The sequence below is a fragment of the Microbulbifer maximicatervae (SeqCode) genome (assembly GCF_052467815.1).
In genome coordinates this window covers 512,384-529,730 of record NZ_CP174326.1, presented here as the reverse complement: position 1 = coordinate 529,730, position 17,347 = coordinate 512,384, and the positions used below count along the sequence as shown (strand labels likewise).

14 protein-coding genes are annotated in these 17,347 nt (G+C 41.5%); all 14 read left to right on the top strand.

Features of this window, described 5'->3' with window-relative positions; genetic code table 11:
• The first annotated feature begins 79 nt into the window (after positions 1-79).
• The 14 genes from rfbD to ACJJIW_RS02135 all read left to right on the top strand — a co-directional run bounded on the left by rfbD (position 80) and on the right by ACJJIW_RS02135 (position 17,345).
• A complete protein-coding gene (rfbD, locus tag ACJJIW_RS02200; RefSeq protein WP_282934136.1) occupies positions 80-949 on the top strand; it encodes a dTDP-4-dehydrorhamnose reductase in 870 nt (289 codons plus the stop codon).
• 46 nt (positions 950-995) lie between these two features.
• Positions 996-2,105 carry a dTDP-glucose 4,6-dehydratase gene (gene rfbB / locus ACJJIW_RS02195; protein ID WP_282934135.1) on the top strand — a complete coding sequence of 370 codons (1,110 nt, stop codon included), beginning with the start codon at positions 996-998 and terminating at the stop codon, positions 2,103-2,105.
• 15 nt (positions 2,106-2,120) lie between these two features.
• Positions 2,121-3,992 (top strand): glycosyltransferase family 2 protein, encoded by a 1,872-nt coding sequence (locus ACJJIW_RS02190; RefSeq protein ID WP_444892863.1) that lies wholly within the window; start codon positions 2,121-2,123, stop codon positions 3,990-3,992.
• 10 nt (positions 3,993-4,002) lie between these two features.
• Positions 4,003-5,235: a glycosyltransferase family 4 protein gene (locus ACJJIW_RS02185; RefSeq protein ID WP_282934133.1), complete on the top strand. Its 1,233-nt coding sequence runs from the start codon at positions 4,003-4,005 to the stop codon at positions 5,233-5,235.
• Entirely contained in the window at positions 5,235-6,203 is a 969-nt protein-coding gene (locus tag ACJJIW_RS02180; protein WP_444892865.1) for a hypothetical protein, read from the top strand. The genes ACJJIW_RS02185 and ACJJIW_RS02180 overlap by 1 nt, the downstream gene beginning before the upstream one ends.
• A 10-nt stretch (positions 6,204-6,213) precedes the next feature.
• On the top strand, positions 6,214-7,251 hold the full coding sequence (locus ACJJIW_RS02175; protein WP_444936607.1) for a glycosyltransferase family 2 protein: 1,038 nt from the start codon (positions 6,214-6,216) through the stop codon (positions 7,249-7,251).
• A 26-nt stretch (positions 7,252-7,277) separates the two neighbouring features.
• Entirely contained in the window at positions 7,278-7,949 is a 672-nt protein-coding gene (locus tag ACJJIW_RS02170) for a sulfotransferase family 2 domain-containing protein (RefSeq protein WP_444892867.1), read from the top strand.
• A gap of 30 nt (positions 7,950-7,979) precedes the next feature.
• Positions 7,980-8,819: a DUF2147 domain-containing protein gene (locus ACJJIW_RS02165; RefSeq protein WP_444936606.1), complete on the top strand. Its 840-nt coding sequence runs from the start codon at positions 7,980-7,982 to the stop codon at positions 8,817-8,819.
• 84 nt (positions 8,820-8,903) lie between these two features.
• Entirely contained in the window at positions 8,904-9,860 is a 957-nt protein-coding gene (locus tag ACJJIW_RS02160) for a sulfotransferase family 2 domain-containing protein (RefSeq protein WP_444936605.1), read from the top strand.
• Between the two features lie 348 nt (positions 9,861-10,208).
• A complete protein-coding gene (locus ACJJIW_RS02155) occupies positions 10,209-10,769 on the top strand; it encodes a sulfotransferase (RefSeq protein WP_444892870.1) in 561 nt (186 codons plus the stop codon).
• A 133-nt stretch (positions 10,770-10,902) separates the two neighbouring features.
• On the top strand, positions 10,903-12,045 hold the full coding sequence (locus ACJJIW_RS02150; RefSeq protein WP_444892871.1) for a glycosyltransferase family 92 protein: 1,143 nt from the start codon (positions 10,903-10,905) through the stop codon (positions 12,043-12,045).
• 291 nt (positions 12,046-12,336) lie between these two features.
• Complete coding sequence (locus ACJJIW_RS02145; RefSeq protein WP_444936604.1) at positions 12,337-14,436, top strand: glycosyltransferase family 2 protein; 2,100 nt, start codon at positions 12,337-12,339, stop codon at positions 14,434-14,436.
• A gap of 238 nt (positions 14,437-14,674) precedes the next feature.
• Positions 14,675-16,408 carry an SLC13 family permease gene (locus tag ACJJIW_RS02140; protein ID WP_444936603.1) on the top strand — a complete coding sequence of 578 codons (1,734 nt, stop codon included), beginning with the start codon at positions 14,675-14,677 and terminating at the stop codon, positions 16,406-16,408.
• A 349-nt stretch (positions 16,409-16,757) separates the two neighbouring features.
• A complete protein-coding gene (locus tag ACJJIW_RS02135; protein WP_444936602.1) occupies positions 16,758-17,345 on the top strand; it encodes a glycosyltransferase family protein in 588 nt (195 codons plus the stop codon).
• Positions 17,346-17,347 lie beyond the last annotated feature (2 nt).

The following is a 17,347-nucleotide window of genomic DNA, read 5'->3' as shown; positions in this document are numbered from 1 at the left end:
ATTTATAAATTAATTGCTTTGCAATGCTGCGTATATAAGCCATGTGTATCGTTACTATAGGCAATCGGTTGGCGTATCTATGAAAATTCTAGTAACTGGCAAAAACGGTCAGCTTGGACGTGAACTTCAGCGTCTATGTCCTGTGGAGTATGAGTTGATAGGCTTATCTCGTGAAGAGCTTGATATTACTGATCGGTCCACCGTTGAATCGGTAGTAGAGAAGTATCGCCCAAATTTAATTATTAATGCAGCAGCTTATACGGCTGTAGATAAAGCTGAAAAAGAGCAAGACCTAGCTTTTTCTGTTAATGCAATTGGTGCATCAAACCTAGCTGAGGTATGCAAGAGACTTAGTATTAGACTTATCCACATATCTACTGATTTCGTTTTTGATGGGAAAAAGTCATCCCCTTATTTGGTAACAAATAAGTTGAATCCATTGGGGGTATATGGCGCTAGTAAAGCGGAAGCTGAAGTTGCCGTTCAGAATGTACTACCAGAAGCGGTAATAGTACGTACTGCTTGGGTTTATTCTGCCCATGGTAATAACTTTGTTAGTACGATGCTTAGACTAATGTCTGACAGGAAGATATTAGGTGTAGTTGCAGATCAGATAGGCACACCAACATGGACTGGAACTCTTGCTAAGGTTCTATTCATATTAGCCGAGCAAAATAGTGTAAAAGGTATTTTTCATTGCACCGATCTGGGAGTGGCAAGTTGGTATGATTTTGCAGTAGCAATATTCGAAGAAAGTAAGAAATTTGGCCTTATTCCTTCCGATAAAGAGCTTTCCATTGATGCAATTAGAACTGAAGACTATCCAACACCGGCTGAAAGGCCAGCATACAGTGTCCTAGATAAGAGCCGATTGATAAATGAACTGGAAGTTGAACTGCCACATTGGCGGGAGTCTCTGAGACAAGCACTATCCCTAAAATCTCAATAGTACAAATCGATTTTAAATAAATCGTAGCTAATTTTTTGGTATGAAGATGAAACACTTGCTGGTAACCGGTGGCGCAGGCTTTATAGGAGCCAATTTTGTTCACTACTGGATGAAAACCTATCCACAAGACGTAGTAGTAGTTCTGGATGCGCTCACCTATGCTGGTAATTTTGCAAATTTAGATTCAGTTAGTGATCTGCCGACCTTTAAGTTCTATCAGGGCGATATTTCAGATACACATTTAGTCGAAAATATACTTAGAGAGCATCGGATTGATACTTTGGTACATTTTGCAGCTGAGAGCCATGTAGACCGTTCGATAAGTGGGCCAGATGCCTTTATCCAGACAAATATTATCGGTACTCACAGCTTGTTAAAGGCGGTAAAAAAAGTATGGCTGGATGAAGGGCTCCATCGAGAAACTCACCGTTTTCACCATGTATCAACCGATGAAGTGTATGGCACTCTTGAAGCAGAAGATCCTGCATTTAGTGAAACGAGCCAATACGCTCCAAATAGCCCATACTCTGCCAGCAAGGCTGCCTCTGATCATCTAGTTCGAGCCTATCACCATACTTATGGACTGCAGGTAACAACCAGTAATTGCTCCAATAATTATGGTCCTTACCATTTTCCAGAGAAACTGATTCCGCTGGTGATCACAAATATTTTGCTCAATCAACCATTGCCTATATATGGAGATGGAAGACAGATTCGCGATTGGCTTTATGTCGAAGATCACGCTAGGGGCATTGAACAGGTGATACAAAAGGGGCAACTTGGAGAGTGCTATAACATCGGTGGCATTAATGAATGGGCAAACATCGATATTGTTAAACTCATCTGTGACTTGATGAATCGTGAGTTTGCTGAAAACACTTCGCTAGCCACTAAGTACCCTCAAGCGCTATCTGTTATCAAAGGTAATGCGCAAGAGTTAATTACATTCGTCCAGGATAGGGCCGGCCATGACCGCCGCTATGCCATTGATCCAAAGAAATCCAATAATGAACTTGGTTATCAACCCCTGGAGAGCTTTGAGACAGGCATTTATAAGACCTTGCAATGGTATTTGAACAATGATTGTTGGTGGAGAGCGGTAATGGATGGCAGTTACCGTAAATGGATTGCACAACAATATCGTACCGCTGAATAAGGATGGAATGAGATAATGGGAATTAAGATACTAGAGCGTTTAAAGGCGGCAACAACTAAGCCAACTAAGAATTTCCCGGAAATAGCTCAGGTTTGGGTTGATATATGTGGTGTTATTGGTGGCAAGCATTTATTGATACAAGGTTGGGCCTTTCACCCCGCCCATAGCACATTGGACTTTCGCCTTGAATATATTGATAGCGATGAAGATTTTGAAGGACCAAATATTGGTGAACTTAATTACTCAACGCTGCGCACAACTCGCTTAGATGTAAATCGACATTTTGGCTTTGAAGGTAGTGCCCGTTGGGGGTATAGCCTATTGGTAGACTGGCCTTATGATCACCCAGTGAACGAAAAATCCCTATGTTTATCTGTTTCAGCTAAAGACTCTAAAGCTAAGAGCGTTGAGTTAAATGCTTTTGTTGAATTAAGTGGTGAATCCCTATTTGGCCATTGTATGACTTGGCGTACGGATGAAAAGGCACAACTACTTGATCTGATGTTCGAAAGTATGGGTAACAGTGTATTTGTAATCCCAGGATTGCGTACACTGGATGAAAACCAACTTAAATCTAAAGTTAACTCCCACTGGGATAACATTTTAGCAGTACCGGGGCACGGTTTATTCCTATCAGGCTGGCTATTAGATGGACAAAATGACTTGGCGAGTTTGGTTTTGCGTACTACCGATGGTAGTTATAGCGAGAACTTACTCAAAGAGTCTGCTCGTTATACTCGCCAGGATGTTCTGGAAGCTTTTCCTGGAAAAGCAAGTCCAACTTATAAGGCTGGATTCTTTGCTTGGATACCTATGCCACATTTAATTGAGCAAGCTAAGTTAGAACTTCTTTTTTTCACTAAAGATGGTGCTTTAGGCACAATTCCAGTACAGCAATCCAATGTGCGGGAAGATATTATTTTGGCTAGCCAACAAGTGTTAGTGAATTTTAATGTTACCGGAAGAGATTACCAGGTAAATATGCGTCAACATATCGGCCCGGCATTATCTGCACTTTGGTCGAATCGGCGTGATCTTCTAGATGAACCTCAAGTTGAAGTATTGCAGTTTGGCACAGAGGTTCGCAATCCTAAACGTAGTGTCATTGTTCCGCTTTATGGCCGCTATGATTTTCTTTTACACCAGATTGCACAGTTTATTAATGATGAAGATTTTAATGAAACTGAATTAATCTACGTCCTGGATGATCCCAGACTCTACGATGAGTTTATCCCATTCTGTTACGACACCAGTATGTTGTTCCCTATTGGCTTCAAGGTGATCTATGGTGGCAGAAACCTGGGCTATGCTGGTGCCAATAACCTGGGCGTCAAGTATGCAACCGCAGATAAACTAGTACTGCTTAATTCAGATATTATTCCAAGTCGTAATGGTTGGCTTTCTAGAATTGAAGAAAAATCATCGGGCTTGGAAGATGTTGGCGTTGTTGCACCAAAGCTGGTATTTGATGATGGCACTATACAGCATGTGGGTATGAGTTTTTCCAAGAGTATGCAGTTTGGCAATCTATGGCTTAATGAACACCCAGGAAAAGGTAATCCTGAGTGGTTGTTAAATATAGATCCGGTCACTGAGTCCCCAGCTGTTACTGGGGCTTGCATGTTTATCACTAAATCGCTCTACCAGTCTGTCGGTGGTCTAGATGAGACTTATGTGCTCGGTGATTTTGAGGATTCAGATCTTTGTCTGAAGTTGCGTGATATGGGATATCGCCATTACGTACTTTCTGATGAGAAGCTCTATCATTTAGAGAGATTGTCTCAGAACTTATTTGAAAATCGCGATTGGAAATTCAAGATTACCCTATACAACGCTTGGCAACACACAGAGCGCTGGGGAAATCTAATTGAGCAGCTGGTGCACTAAGGACTTACCGATGACAGAACAAAGAATACTGATCGTTTCGCATGGCCACCCGGATCACAGTAAAGGTGGAGCTGAAGTTGCTGCTTACAATTTATTTAAAGAGTATGAACGGCGGGGCTTGGATACCGTATTTTTAGCTCGGACTAACCAAGCGTCTCATGGTGGGTCTGCCTTTTCTACAATTAACTCTGAGAAAGAGATCCTATTTCATACGCATATGTCTGACTTCTTCCTGTTTCAATCAGGTTGTAAAAAGCATGTATGGCAGGAATTCCGCGCATTGCTCCAACGATATCGACCAACAGTAGTTCACTTTCATCACTATATTCATATGGGACTTGAATTAGTACGTGAAGTTAGAAATACACTGCCGGATACGCGTATTGTGATGACATTGCATGAATATTTGGCAATTTGTGCAAACAATGGACAGATGGTAAAGCCGGGCAAACAGATGAAGCTCTGCTATAAATCATCACCAGCTGACTGTGGACGTTGTTTTCCTGAACGTTCTACTGCAGATTTTTTTCTGCGGGAAAAATATATCAAGTCCATCTTCAATCTAGTGGATAAATTTGTTTCCCCCAGTCACTTCCTGGTTGATCGATATAAAGATTGGGGGATTCCAGAAGAAAAGCTGATCATGATCGAAAATGGTCAACCAGAAGTAGAGCGCCCGGCTGCAAGGCCACTGGGTGAAGGCGAAAAACGGGGTCGTTTTGCATTTTTTGGCCAAATCAATCCGTTTAAAGGGGTTGATGTATTACTAGAAGCCTTTAAATTGCTGCCAGATGAAGTTCGGGAAGAAGTACACCTCGATATTCATGGCGCAAATCTAGAGGGGCAGACTGAGGAATTTCAGGAAAAAATTCATGATCTATTAGAGGAGCTGGGAGATTTAGTGACTTTGCATGGATCATATGAATCCCATGAGATTGGCAAGTTGATGGAGCAAGCGGACTGGGTAATTATTCCCTCGGTTTGGTGGGAGAATTCTCCAATGGTAATTCAGGAAGCTTTTAATCATGGTCGCCCATTGATTGGCAGTGATATTGGCGGGATGGTTGAAAAAATTACTGATGGTATAAATGGATATAATTTTCGACATGGAAATAGTAATTCTTTGAAGTCTGCTATAACTAAGGCACATGAAAGAGCAGTTGATTGGGAGTTTATTAGTAAAGGAATTACTTCTCCTTTGAGTATTAATGACTGTGCAGAGAAACATCTGGAGGCTTATTAATGACTAAGTTGTATCTCCATGCAGGTATGCCGAAAACTGGAACAAGTTATATTCAATCATGCTTCAATGTTAACAGAGAGTATATTTCTAAAGCTGGTGGTGTATTGATTCTAGCTAATCGTCTTCCTCATAATCTGGCGTGTAATTTTATAGACTCTGATAGACTTATTAGCCGAAAAGATATTTATGGACTGAAAAGAGAGGTTGATATAGACGATTTGGCGAAGCTTTTAGATAAGTCAAATGGCTTCTCAAAAACATTTATCTCTTCAGAATATTTTCATATAGCGAATAAAGAAAAGCTCGTAGATTTTCTTAAGCGATTTTATGATGAAATAGAAATCGTTTATACTGTTAGGCGCCAAGACGAATTGTTAGCATCAGGATATAATCAAGATGTAAAGGCTCTTTCTCGTACGACCAATTTAAATTGGAAAAATACAGATAAGGTTCTTGATTATTATGAAACTTGCAATGCTTGGTTAGAGCTTGGGTGTAGTATAAAAATAATTCCATACGATCAGATAAGGTATAAGGATAAGGGGTTAGAATCTGAGTTTTTACAACTTTTGGATATTGCACCTAATTGTTTGTCAGAGTTAAAGCCGATTTCAAATGGGGAGGGTGCAAATTACTCTCTCAGTGCCGAAGGAGTAAAGCTTAAATTGGCTCTAAATAGAAAAAATATGGATGACTTTAAATTAATATCTGATTTTTCCAGATCGGAATTGGCAAAATCTGATTTCCTCCTTCCGAAAATTTTTTCCGACTCTGTAAAGCTTGCATATTTTGAATCAAATAGAAAATTCATCAGTAAATTCTGTGAGGGAGAGGAAATTTTTGGCGAGGAGTATATGTGTCTATCTCAGGATGCAAAAGTCGTTGACTCTTTTGATTGGGATCCCACAGAAGGGGTTAAGAATCTTCTTGATTATCTAATTTGTTCATATAGAGACTCTCAATCTTGAGGTATATTTCATGGCTCCGAATATAAAAATTCATGTATATCTCCTTTGCTATAACGAAGAAGATATAATTAGTAATGTATTAGAGTACTATAGTAATATTTGTACGAGAATATTTCTTCTTGATAATCTTTCTACAGATCGTAGCGTAGAGTTAGCAAAAAAATTTCCTAAGGTAACCGTTATTAGTTGGCAGTCTTCAACTGGTAAAATTGATGAGGCGAAATATATCCAATTAAAAACTCAGTTATATAAAAATTACAGTCGCGCAGGAGGGAGGTTCACCGATGAGGTCGCTGACTGGGTTATTAGTTGTGATATGGATGAAATATTATACCACCCCAAATTACATGATGTGTTGTCTGAATATAAGAATATGGGAGTTACTGTACCGGAAATTACCGGATTTGATATTGTAGATGAAAAACCTATAGATAAAGATCAGTCTTTATTAGGGCAGTATAAAAATGGAATTCGCTCCCCAAATTTTGACAAAAGAATTATTTTTGACTGTAACTTTGATATGGCCTATAGCTATGGATGCCATCCAAAAGGGTTTGGGTTTGAATATATGAAGCGAACTTTAGATTACAAGTCTTCTAATAAGTATCCAATAGCTCTTCTTCACTATAAGCACATTGGGTTAAGGAATTATGAATCTGCACTTAAAAATTCTGAGCGTCTGGATGAACAAAGGCTGAAAAAAAATGAGAATGGCCTTTATCAAGGGCTTGGATCTCATTATATGAATACTGTTCAATCTGGGAGTGGTTATTCTCCTTTCATTGCGAGAGCAAAATTACTTTTTGATGACGACGGAAATATAGAGTTTTCTGATTTCCCCCCCTCTTCTGGTGACTTGGGCATAGAGTCGCTAAACATTAGTTCTTTTTTGGAGCAATCTGAAGTTGAAGTAATGGGGGATACAGCATCTGCTTTTTTAAAAATTAATCCGCTGATTTCTTTCGTACTATATAAGGTGCTCTCTCGAGCCAGGCCTGCTAATGAATTTTATAGAAAAAAATTAGTTGACTTAAAAAGTGAAGTTTAGTAAATGCTCTAAGGTTCGATGTTATTATGATAGTAAGTGATTCTAAGAAATTCACCTTCATTCACAATCCAAAATGCGCTGGCACGACTGTTAGGAATTCATTGTATCAGTTTGATACTCGCGATAATTTCTTTTGGATGTTTGACGAGTTCAAAGGTAGAAAAATTGATAAAGCACATTTGCCTTTGATTCTTTTAAGAGATATTTATCCTGAAGAATTCATGAGTCTAACGGATCACTTTACTTTTGGCTTCGTTCGTAATCCATACGATAGAGTCTTATCTGCATTTAATGAAGTAAATAAGGGTATCTATGAGAGATATAATCATGGTGAGGTCAGTGATTCTGATTATAGAAGATATTTTTTAGATTATGTTTATTCAATGAATAGTAATACTCTCAATGGCTTCGATTTACGATATCGACATTGTGTTAAGCAAAAGGATATGTTTTATATTGGAGGAAAAAGGTATGTGGATTTAATATTAAAGCTGGAATCTATTAGCAAAGCCTCGGCAAAATTTGACGTACTTTTTCCGGATTTATCATTAGTTAGTGTTAGATGGGGTTCACAGGAACGTGCCCATAATAGAAAGCCTGTAAGAAAGCGATCGATTGAGTTACTTGATAAAAAGGGCAGGGATATAGTTTCTTCTTTATATGCTGAGGACTTTGAATTGTTTGGTTATGAAATTTAATATAGTTTTGTCCATTATATTTGTTTGAGTATGCAAGAAGAATTAATTTTTATAGGAAATCAGGTTAGCTGTAGATATGTATCGGTATCTGATGGAGGCACGCCACTAGCAATTACATTTCAGCAGCGGTTGCCAGAAAATGTAGATAAGTCAATAAATCAATTAGGCTTTGCTCAGCGTTTTCTTGAGAAGATAAAAATTAATGCGTTTCATGTTTTGATACATGAAAATCATTGGTATCAAACAGGCGAGATTTTTGAGTGTATTGAAGCCATAAAAAAAAGATCCGAATACAATCTTGCTACAAGAAGAATTTTATATGGTTCATCAATGGGGGCGTATGCTTCATTATTGTTTATGAAGCAATTTAGGCTCAATTCTGTGATTGCTATTTCTCCACTTTTTTCAATAGATCGTAAGAAAGTACCTGATGAAAAAAGATGGGGGAAAGACTTAGTGGGATTGGAATTTCTTTATGATGAAATTCCTCAATCTATTTCGATCTACACGGATGTTTATATAATTTATGATCCATACAGTGCTGATAGATTGCATGTGGATTTATTGAATATTAGTGGCGCTACTTTATTGCGACTACCGTTTTCCGGCCATCCATCAAGTATTTATTTGTCAGAGACTGGGATGTTGAGTTATTTAGTAAAGAATATAATGAATGGACATCTCGGGCCTTCTGATGTTGGCTATTTGATAAGGCTTGCTTTCAGAAAGCGAAGGTCAGCTAGGTCATTCTATATAAATCTTTTCAGATTGGTATACGCAAAAAGAAAAATGATAATGTCTGACTATATACTTTCTCTTGGGCGCATAAATTTCCCTGGCGATCCTTTTTTTAAAAAAATACAAAAGTAGAATATTTAGATTTTTGCAACATCTTTTACTAAATTATATATTTCTGTTTTCCTGAATAGATTCCCGGGGTTATGGTTTGCTATTATGAAGTGTTTGTTTTTTTTGCATATTCCAAAAACTGCTGGCACAAGTTTCCGAAAAGGTGCTAATACTTATTTTGGTGAATCGAGAGTCTGTCAGGATTATGGAAAATTTTCACCTTTGACAAGTCCTCTCATTAAAAAGTGGGGTTCTGGGGAGGTGGATGGTTGGAGTTTTTATCAGGACTTTAACAAAGAAGGCTATCAATTTTTCACTGGTCATTTTCACGCATCAAAATACATTGATATATTTGATGTTGGACAGATGATAACTTTTTTGCGTGATCCCGTTGATAGAATTGTTTCTGAGTATAATCATAAAGTTCGGCATCAAGGTTATAAAGATAGTTTTGAGAGCTTTTACCGCTCTCGTGAAAATATTAATAGACAGCTTCGCCTTATCGGTCAGAGTAATTGGTCTCAACTTGGTTTTATAGGGTTTGTTGAATCATTTGAGGATTCTCTTCTCCTGCTTAACAAAAAGTTTGGTATCAATATTCCAATTTTGCGTCAAAACATTGCTTCTAATGAGGTTGTTCATTCGAGAGGGCTCACGAATGAACAACTATCTGAATTGCGAGCCTTGAATGCAAAGGAGTATGAATTTTATAACTGTGCTCGTACACAATTTGACTGGCGGCTTCATTTAGCTCGTGACAGTGCACGCTTTACACGAGGTGCCGCTACTGCCTGGGAAAATGGGTGTCTGAGGGGGTGGGCGATGTCAGAGGAAGAGACTGAAGCGGCTTTGCTTAGAGTTAAACACAACGGCGAAGTTGTGGCCGAGACTAAAGCAAGTGAATATAGCCCGATCTACAAGGCACGAGGGCTGGGCAGGAGGGGATTTGTTGGCTTCTCCTTTGATTTAACTGATATCAAGGATTTATCCTCTATAGAGGTTGTTGTGGCCAGAACGGGCCAACCCCTGCCAATTTTACCATCTCTTACAAGGCTTTCTTAGTATGTATGCCCCACGATTTTGGAACCGGGCTACCTTCCAAGGTGTTGACGGGGGTGGTTCTGTCCGGTGAAATGCATCAGGGAACATTGCTTCATCTTTACTCGGTATAATCCGCCCAAGATGTGTGATTTAGTAATGTAAGCTACTTTTTCCTGATTGCTCTGTTTCATCCTCTTGATAGTGTATGCTATGTAGTTTGATTAAAGTTGTAGTCCTTGGTTACCGGTGTAAATAGCTAAAAGCAAGACCTAAATTCTGTATTACTTTACTGTTTCGATTTGGATCAAATACAGGCGGCTCGACGTTAAGAAGCACTTTGGATGAATAAGCTTTTAAAGATTTTTTAGTATGAAAGTATTTCAAATTGGGTTTAATAAGTGCGGTACAACCAGTCTGAATCATTTTTTCTTGCGTAATGGCTATAAAGCTGTCCACTGGGATCATGGGAGCTTGGCTTTACGACTTGAGGATAACTACTTACATGGGAGACCTCTATTAAGTGGATATGAAAATTTTGATTTCTATAGTGATATGGAGTTTGTCTCAAGTCGGTGCCTATATGCTTTCGAAAAGTACTATCAGGAATTAGATCGACAGTACCCCGATTCTCTTTTTATTTTAAATACTCGTCCTGTAGAGAAATGGGTTGAGAGTCGGCTTAATCACGGTAATGGTAGTTATTTGCACAGATTTGAGAAGATCTACTCATGCGATCGCGAAACTGTTATACAGCGCTGGAAATATGAGTGGCATAGACATCATTCAAATGTGCTTCAGTATTTTTATGGCCGGAAAAATTTTCTTCTTTTTGATATCGAAAAGAATGATGGACGTAAACTAAAAGAGTTTGTTGGTTGTTCAAGGTTGCAGGCTTCTTTTTATACACATGCCCACAAAACAGCTTGCTAGTTAACCTTTTGGAAAGTTGGGCTTTCATCTTTTTGATGATTATAGTAGACGATCGAGAATTTTAAGTTATATATAGTTTATTGTGAGAGTGTTGAAAATAATGCTTTCACCTGGAAAGGTCTTTTGAGTAAGAATGAAGTTTGGAATAGCTGCGATTTTTAAGAACGAATATGAGTACATCCTTGAGTGGATCGTTTATCATCAGTTGATTGGTGCTGATGCTTTTTATATTGCAGATAATATCAGTGATGATGGGTCCTCCCAATTGTTGGAGGCTCTGGACAGCTTGGGAGTAGTAAATAGGATTTATTTCCCCAGAGTAGGGGATCATGGTCCACAGATGCCGGCATATAATCTGATATTAAATCGCTTTGGCGATGAAGTTGATTTACTCGGCTTTATTGATGCCGATGAATTTATTGTTACTGGTCAAGACGTTAATTTAAAAGGTTTACTATCTGACTTTAATCAGATCGAGGATGCCAGCGCACTAGCGCTAAATTGGAGGAATTTCGGTTCATCCGGACATAAGTTTAAGAGCGATGGATTAGTGATTGAGAGATTTACTCAAGCTTCAAAACCAGAGCACGAATTTAACCGACACATTAAAACAATCTTGAAGCCGTCTTTGGTTGAGAAGATGCATGTCCATGAATGTGTACTTAAAACCGGACGTTATTATTCTGCTAACTTCCAACCTACTGAATTTGAAAATGGTGGATCTAGTGAACCTAAAACGACTCAAGTCATCTATGATGGGTTAAGGATAAATCATTATGTTGTCAAGTCCAGACATGAACATGCAATAAAAAAGGAGAACAAGGGTTCTGGTGCTGGCAGTTCAACTAGGAAAAAGGGTGAAGCTTATTTTAAAGCTCATGATTTAAATGATGAGGCTGATGATGCACTTCTCTGTCATGTAGAAAGTGTGAAAAATGGTGTTGTACGTTTGAAGGAGCGTATAGCTGCTGAGACTCCATATCTGTGTTATGGGAAAATTTTTGTAGATGTAGGTCCTGACTTGATTACTGGTTGGGCGACAGCGGAATTTTCTGGAGCGATAAAAATTCGCTTGCTGATTAATGGAGAAGAGCACTTAGTTGAGTTGAATAGAGACCGCCCCGACGTTGTGCGAAAGGGACTTTCACAGAATTTAAAATGTGGGTTTGCTTTTAAGCCTAAAATGAGTTTATCCAATCGAGACGAGATTGAGGCCTATATTTATGGTACAAAAATTGCTGCCAAAGTCAACTTCAGACTGGATGCTAGCCCTTAGTCTAAGGTGTGTATCGGGTAGTTGATACTTGCCAGTTTCAGTGTAAGTTGAACTAGCTATTATTTTATTGGCGAATGCATGCGGCACCGCTAAGAGTGCTGAGTAATAACTGGATTTGTTACGGTGTTAAATATTTTAAAGTCCTTTTTCTATGTCGATTTCGCTCCCAGGCTTAAGCCTGGACTTGCGATTGGGCCCTCCGATTGCACTGAAACAGATTTTGTATGGTACGCATCTGGAGCGGACCCCCAATTCCAAGTATTGGGACGAGCTCCTGGCCCTGGCTGGTATATGGTGGAACTTGGTCTAAAGCACAATCAGTCGTCTGCAGATTCTAAACTCTATTTTGACTATGGGAATGGCTTTACTGAGCAGGATAGTATATTTCTTCCAATTAAATCGGGTCGTGTTAGTAAGCGTCTTATCTACCTTGAACAACGCCCTAATGCTTTGCGCTTTGACCCTATGGAATCTGAAGGCCTATTTACTATACAACACTTCCAGTTTGTGAAGCTTCTTCCCCAGTTTGCCTACGATCGGCTGGCGCAGCGCTTGGCCAATATGCACTATAAATTTCGCAGTCGGGGAAAGGCAAAGGTTTTACAACTCATTCGTGAAGAGGCCCGTGATTCAGGTCGCAACTGGCGGAATTTGGCTTTACAGCACTATGCAAGAACTTTTGTTAAGCGGAAGCAAACCAGTGATTATTCTGAGTGGATTAGAACTGTAGAGGCAAAAAGAGTTGCTTCTTATCCGGGCTCACTGGATTTCGATAAAGTGTCTGGTAGACCTTTAATTTCTATTATTCTTCCAACCTATAACACTGACATTGAACTGTTAAGCTCATGTATCGATTCAGTTTTGGCACAAAGTTATAGTCATTGGGAGCTGTGTATTGCTGATGATGCTTCCTGTCTGGCTCAGGTTAAATCTTGTTTGGAGAAATATGAAAAGCTAGACCTGCGTATCAAAGTAGTATTTCGAACAGAAAATGGCCATATTTCGGCTGCAAGTAATAGTGCTTTGTCGTTGGCTAATGGTGAATATGTTGCGCTATTAGATCATGATGACACCCTGGCTCCCTTTGCGCTACAACGGGTTGTTCAGTCAATCGTAGATAATCCGCAGTTACAATTATTGTATAGCGATGAAGATAAAATTGATGAACAGGGAGTGCGCTTTGATCCTCACTTTAAGCCAGGCTGGAATCCAGATCTTCTACTATCACAAAATTATATTTGCCATTTAACGGTATTGCACCGTGCGCTGGTTGAGCGTATAGGAGGATTTCGTGCTGGCCTTGAGGGAAGTCAGGATCACGATTTGTTATTGCGCTGTATGCCCTATTTGAACCAAGAAAACGTGGCCCATATTCCTGAAGTCCTCTATCACTGGCGGGCTATTAGTGGCTCGACAGCACAAGAGAGTTGTGCAAAAGGTTATGCGGCTTCTGCGGGTCTTAGGGCTGTGAGTGACTACCTGGAAAGTGAGGGCCTGAAAGCCAGAGCTCTACCTGGCATAGCCCCTAATAGCTATCGGGTGCGATGGGATATTTCTGAGCCCCCCCCTTTGGTAAGCTTGCTCATTCCAACCCGCGATGGCTTGGATATACTGAAGCCCTGCGTGGAGGCTATCCTTGCCCGAACATGTTATCCCAATTTTGAATTACTGATTTTAGACAATCAGAGTCGTTGTGAAGGAACATTGCGCTTTCTGAATGAAATGAAGGCTACTGATTCTCGAGTCTCAGTACATCGCTGGGATCATCCCTTTAACTACTCTGCAATTAATAATTTTGGAGTCAGCCTTGCCAAGGGCGAGATCATCGGACTGATTAATAATGATATTGAGCCAATTGGCGATGAATGGCTAACGGAGATGGTCGGCCAGGTTCGGAGGCCGGAAATCGGTTGTGTAGGGGCGAAGCTCTACTACCCAAATGATACCATCCAGCACGGTGGGGTGATTTTGGGGATTGGTGGTGTTGCTGGTCACTCCCATAAGTACTTCAGCCGCCACGAATATGGATACTTTTCGCGCCTGCATTTGGTACAGAACCTTTCCGCTGTGACTGCGGCATGCTTATTGATACGCAAATCAGTATTTGAGGAAGTTGCTGGCCTGGATGCGGAGAACCTGGCTGTTGCGTTTAATGATGTTGATCTGTGTTTAAAAGTACGTGAAGCGGGTTATCGCAACTTATGGACCCCATACGCAGAGCTGTATCACCATGAGTCGGTGTCACGGGGTGCTGATAATACCCTCAGTAAACGCCGACGGGCACAACGGGAGGCGGAGCATATGCGTGCTCGTTGGGGGGATTTACTAGATACTGACCCAGCCTATAACCCGAATCTGACTCTGGCTCATGAAGATTTCTCCTTGGCTTAGTCGAGTGTGAGGTATCTCAATGTTGTTAAGGGCCTATATTATGGCGAGTTCCCGGATCGAGTTTCGTTCAAACAGTGAGTATCGTGTGCGGGGGGTAAAAATCTCCAACTCAGGGCGTGATGGGGAGTGTTTACACTAGGGGAATACTCACCCAAGATTTGGCATAATTTGATTTCACCACAGGTGTGTATATAAAGACGAACAATAGTATCGGTAACCAGAGCGACCTTTCGACCTTATGACTTTCCCCCAATTATTTGTTTCCGGTATCTTCGCCCTGGTTATCGGATGTTTAATTTTTACTCACTTCCGACCGTCCCTGGTGTTCGCTGCGGCGGCTGGTGCCTGTTTTCTTACTGGTTTGGTTCCTGCGGAATCGGCGTTACAGAAAGGGGCCAACCCCGGTTTAGCCACCTTAGTTGTATTGATGCTCGTGTCGGTGGGACTGGAGAAGGCGCGCTGGTTGCGTTCTATCTCAGAGGGCCTGATCAAGGGGTCTTTAAAAGCCAGTTTATTGAGACTTACAACGGCTACCGCCTTAAGCTCCGCATTTCTTAACAATACGGCAGTGGTGGCGGCCCTATCTTCAAGTGTGAAAGGGCAGCGGCGCTTGCCTGCGGCCAAGTTGCTGATTCCGTTATCCTATGCGGCAATTCTCGGTGGTACTCTGACGCTTATTGGTACTTCTACGAACTTGATCGTTAACAGCTTTGTACTCGATCGCGGCCTTCCCAGTTTGGACTTTTTCGCCTTTGTGCCGGTGGGCTTGGCCGCAGCTTTAGTGGGCTTGGTGGTATTGCTTTTGTGCAATCGTCTTCTCCCTGAAGGGGGAGTAACGGAGGAGCCTGTCACTGAGTATCTGCTGGAGGCTGAAGTGGTGGCTAACTCTCCATTGGATGGGAAGAGTGTTGAGCAAAACCGTCTACGCCAACTTGAGACTTTTTACTTAATTGAAATTGTTCGCAGAAATCAGGTTATTAGCCCTGTCGGCCCCTCTGAAGTTATCCGTTGCGGGGACAAATTAATTTTTAGTGGCGATGTACGTGATCTTGGTCGCTTGCAGGATATTGAGGGGCTGCGCTTATTTGCGCTGGAAGATGAGGATCTGGACCTGAATCTTACAGAAGTAGTGATTACGCCCAGTTCCAGTATTCTTGGCCAGACCTTAAAAGGGTGTAATTTTCGTACTCGCTTCGATGCGGCAGTGGTTGCCATGCGCCGTGGCGGTGAGCGATTGTCTGGCAAGCTCGGGGAGATTGAGCTTCGTGCCGGGGATGCCCTGCTGTTGGCGGTGGGCCCGGATTTTCGTCATCACCTGAATATTGATAAGAATTTCTATGTGATCAGCGGCACAGAGGTTCGGCGCGACCTCTCTCGACGTAATAACTGGCTTTTGGGGTTGGGTTTTGCTGCCGTTGTAGCTGGTGCGGCACTGGGGATCTTCTCGCTGCTAAAAGGGCTCATCGTTCTCCTTGGTGGAATGATTGGCCTGGGAATTATATCTACTACTGAGTTACAGCGGCGCTTCCCATTTCAGATATGGTTGATTATCACTAGTGCTCTGATTTTGGCTGAGGCTTTCGCGGGTAGTGGTTTGGCAGATTCACTGGCGCTAGGACTGCGTAGTTTATTAGCGGAGTGGGGGCCGTTAGCCGGGCTGGTGGGCGTCTTCTTGTTGACATTGGCGCTGACAGAATTGATGACCAATAACGCCGCCGCTGCATTGGCTTTCCCCCTCGCATGGAGTTTGGCTGAGAGCTTTGGGGTTAGCTGGATGCCCTTTGTAATGGCCGTAGCCTATGGAGCCAGTGCCAGCTTTCTCACCCCATTTGGCTATCAGACCAACCTGATTGTGCAAAACTTGGGAGGATATCATTTACGTGATTTCCTCAGAGCTGGATTACCCCTGACTATTGCTTACTCGATAACAGTTTTGATTTTGATTCCAATCGTGTTTCCGCTAGAGGGGTAGTAGTTTGGCACTTGACTCGATTCCCACAGAAAGCTGTTTAGTCATTGAAGAGGGTGCAAATCCATCAACAGACTATTTTATCCGGCCATATTTGTATGAGAGGGGAATCAACTTCCGGTGTATAACTTGGTCCAGCTCCCCATTTGAACAGGATATTAATGGAAAATCCTTAATCTTTGTTCGCTACATCCCTCGGAGTTGGAAGTCATTTATTGATAAAAACAGAGGTCAGTTTCAGAGAATTTACCTCTTTATCGATGATGATTTATTTGATTGGTATGCGTTTTCCAGCATGCCACTTCGATATCAAGCAAAAATATTACGGCTTAGCTGGTCTAAGCAGAGGTGGTTGAAATCTGTCGGCGCGCAACTATTGGTATCGACCCCCTACCTTGCGGAAAAGTATCAAAGTTGGTCTCCAGAGTTACTGCAGCCTGCTCCCTTGAGTTGTGAGCAGGAGCAGCTTTTGACCGTGTTTTACCATGGATCTGCGTCTCACCTTGAGGATGTTCAGTGGCTGCGGCCGGTGATAGAGGAAGTCCTCAGCCGCAGTCCAATTCTCAATTTTGAGATAATTGGAGATCAGTGTGTCAATCGGCTCTTTCGAGGAATGCCACGGGTGCAGGTACTGCACCCGATGAAGTGGCCTACCTACGTGTCGATGCTTCGAGGGCGAGGGCGATCAATTGGTTTGGCACCTTTGCTCGATTTGCCATTTAATCGCGCCAGGTCGCATACAAAATTTTTTGATATTACCCAGGCTGGTGCCGCAGGTATCTTTGCTCAAGGGGACATATATGGTTCCGTAGTGCGGCATGGGGAAAATGGTCTGTTGCTGCCAATGGAACCCTCAGCTTGGGTTGAGGGAATCTTGGATCTTACCAACGATCATAGCCTTCGGGATGCACTTTCTCTTGAGGCAAGGAAATGCCTGTAATT

What these genes read in the sequence shown, in the direction of transcription:
- rfbD (WP_282934136.1), top strand. Translation starts at nt 80, where the DNA reads ATGAAAATTCTAGTAACTGGCAAAAACGGTCAGCTTGGACGTGAACTT.
- rfbB (WP_282934135.1), top strand. Translation starts at nt 996, where the DNA reads ATGAAACACTTGCTGGTAACCGGTGGCGCAGGCTTTATAGGAGCCAAT.
- ACJJIW_RS02190 (WP_444892863.1), top strand. Translation starts at nt 2,121, where the DNA reads ATGGGAATTAAGATACTAGAGCGTTTAAAGGCGGCAACAACTAAGCCA.
- ACJJIW_RS02185 (WP_282934133.1), top strand. Translation starts at nt 4,003, where the DNA reads ATGACAGAACAAAGAATACTGATCGTTTCGCATGGCCACCCGGATCAC.
- ACJJIW_RS02180 (WP_444892865.1), top strand. Translation starts at nt 5,235, where the DNA reads ATGACTAAGTTGTATCTCCATGCAGGTATGCCGAAAACTGGAACAAGT.
- ACJJIW_RS02175 (WP_444936607.1), top strand. Translation starts at nt 6,214, where the DNA reads ATGGCTCCGAATATAAAAATTCATGTATATCTCCTTTGCTATAACGAA.
- ACJJIW_RS02170 (WP_444892867.1), top strand. Translation starts at nt 7,278, where the DNA reads ATGATAGTAAGTGATTCTAAGAAATTCACCTTCATTCACAATCCAAAA.
- ACJJIW_RS02165 (WP_444936606.1), top strand. Translation starts at nt 7,980, where the DNA reads ATGCAAGAAGAATTAATTTTTATAGGAAATCAGGTTAGCTGTAGATAT.
- ACJJIW_RS02160 (WP_444936605.1), top strand. Translation starts at nt 8,904, where the DNA reads ATGAAGTGTTTGTTTTTTTTGCATATTCCAAAAACTGCTGGCACAAGT.
- ACJJIW_RS02155 (WP_444892870.1), top strand. Translation starts at nt 10,209, where the DNA reads ATGAAAGTATTTCAAATTGGGTTTAATAAGTGCGGTACAACCAGTCTG.
- ACJJIW_RS02150 (WP_444892871.1), top strand. Translation starts at nt 10,903, where the DNA reads ATGAAGTTTGGAATAGCTGCGATTTTTAAGAACGAATATGAGTACATC.
- ACJJIW_RS02145 (WP_444936604.1), top strand. Translation starts at nt 12,337, where the DNA reads ATGGTGGAACTTGGTCTAAAGCACAATCAGTCGTCTGCAGATTCTAAA.
- ACJJIW_RS02140 (WP_444936603.1), top strand. Translation starts at nt 14,675, where the DNA reads ATGACTTTCCCCCAATTATTTGTTTCCGGTATCTTCGCCCTGGTTATC.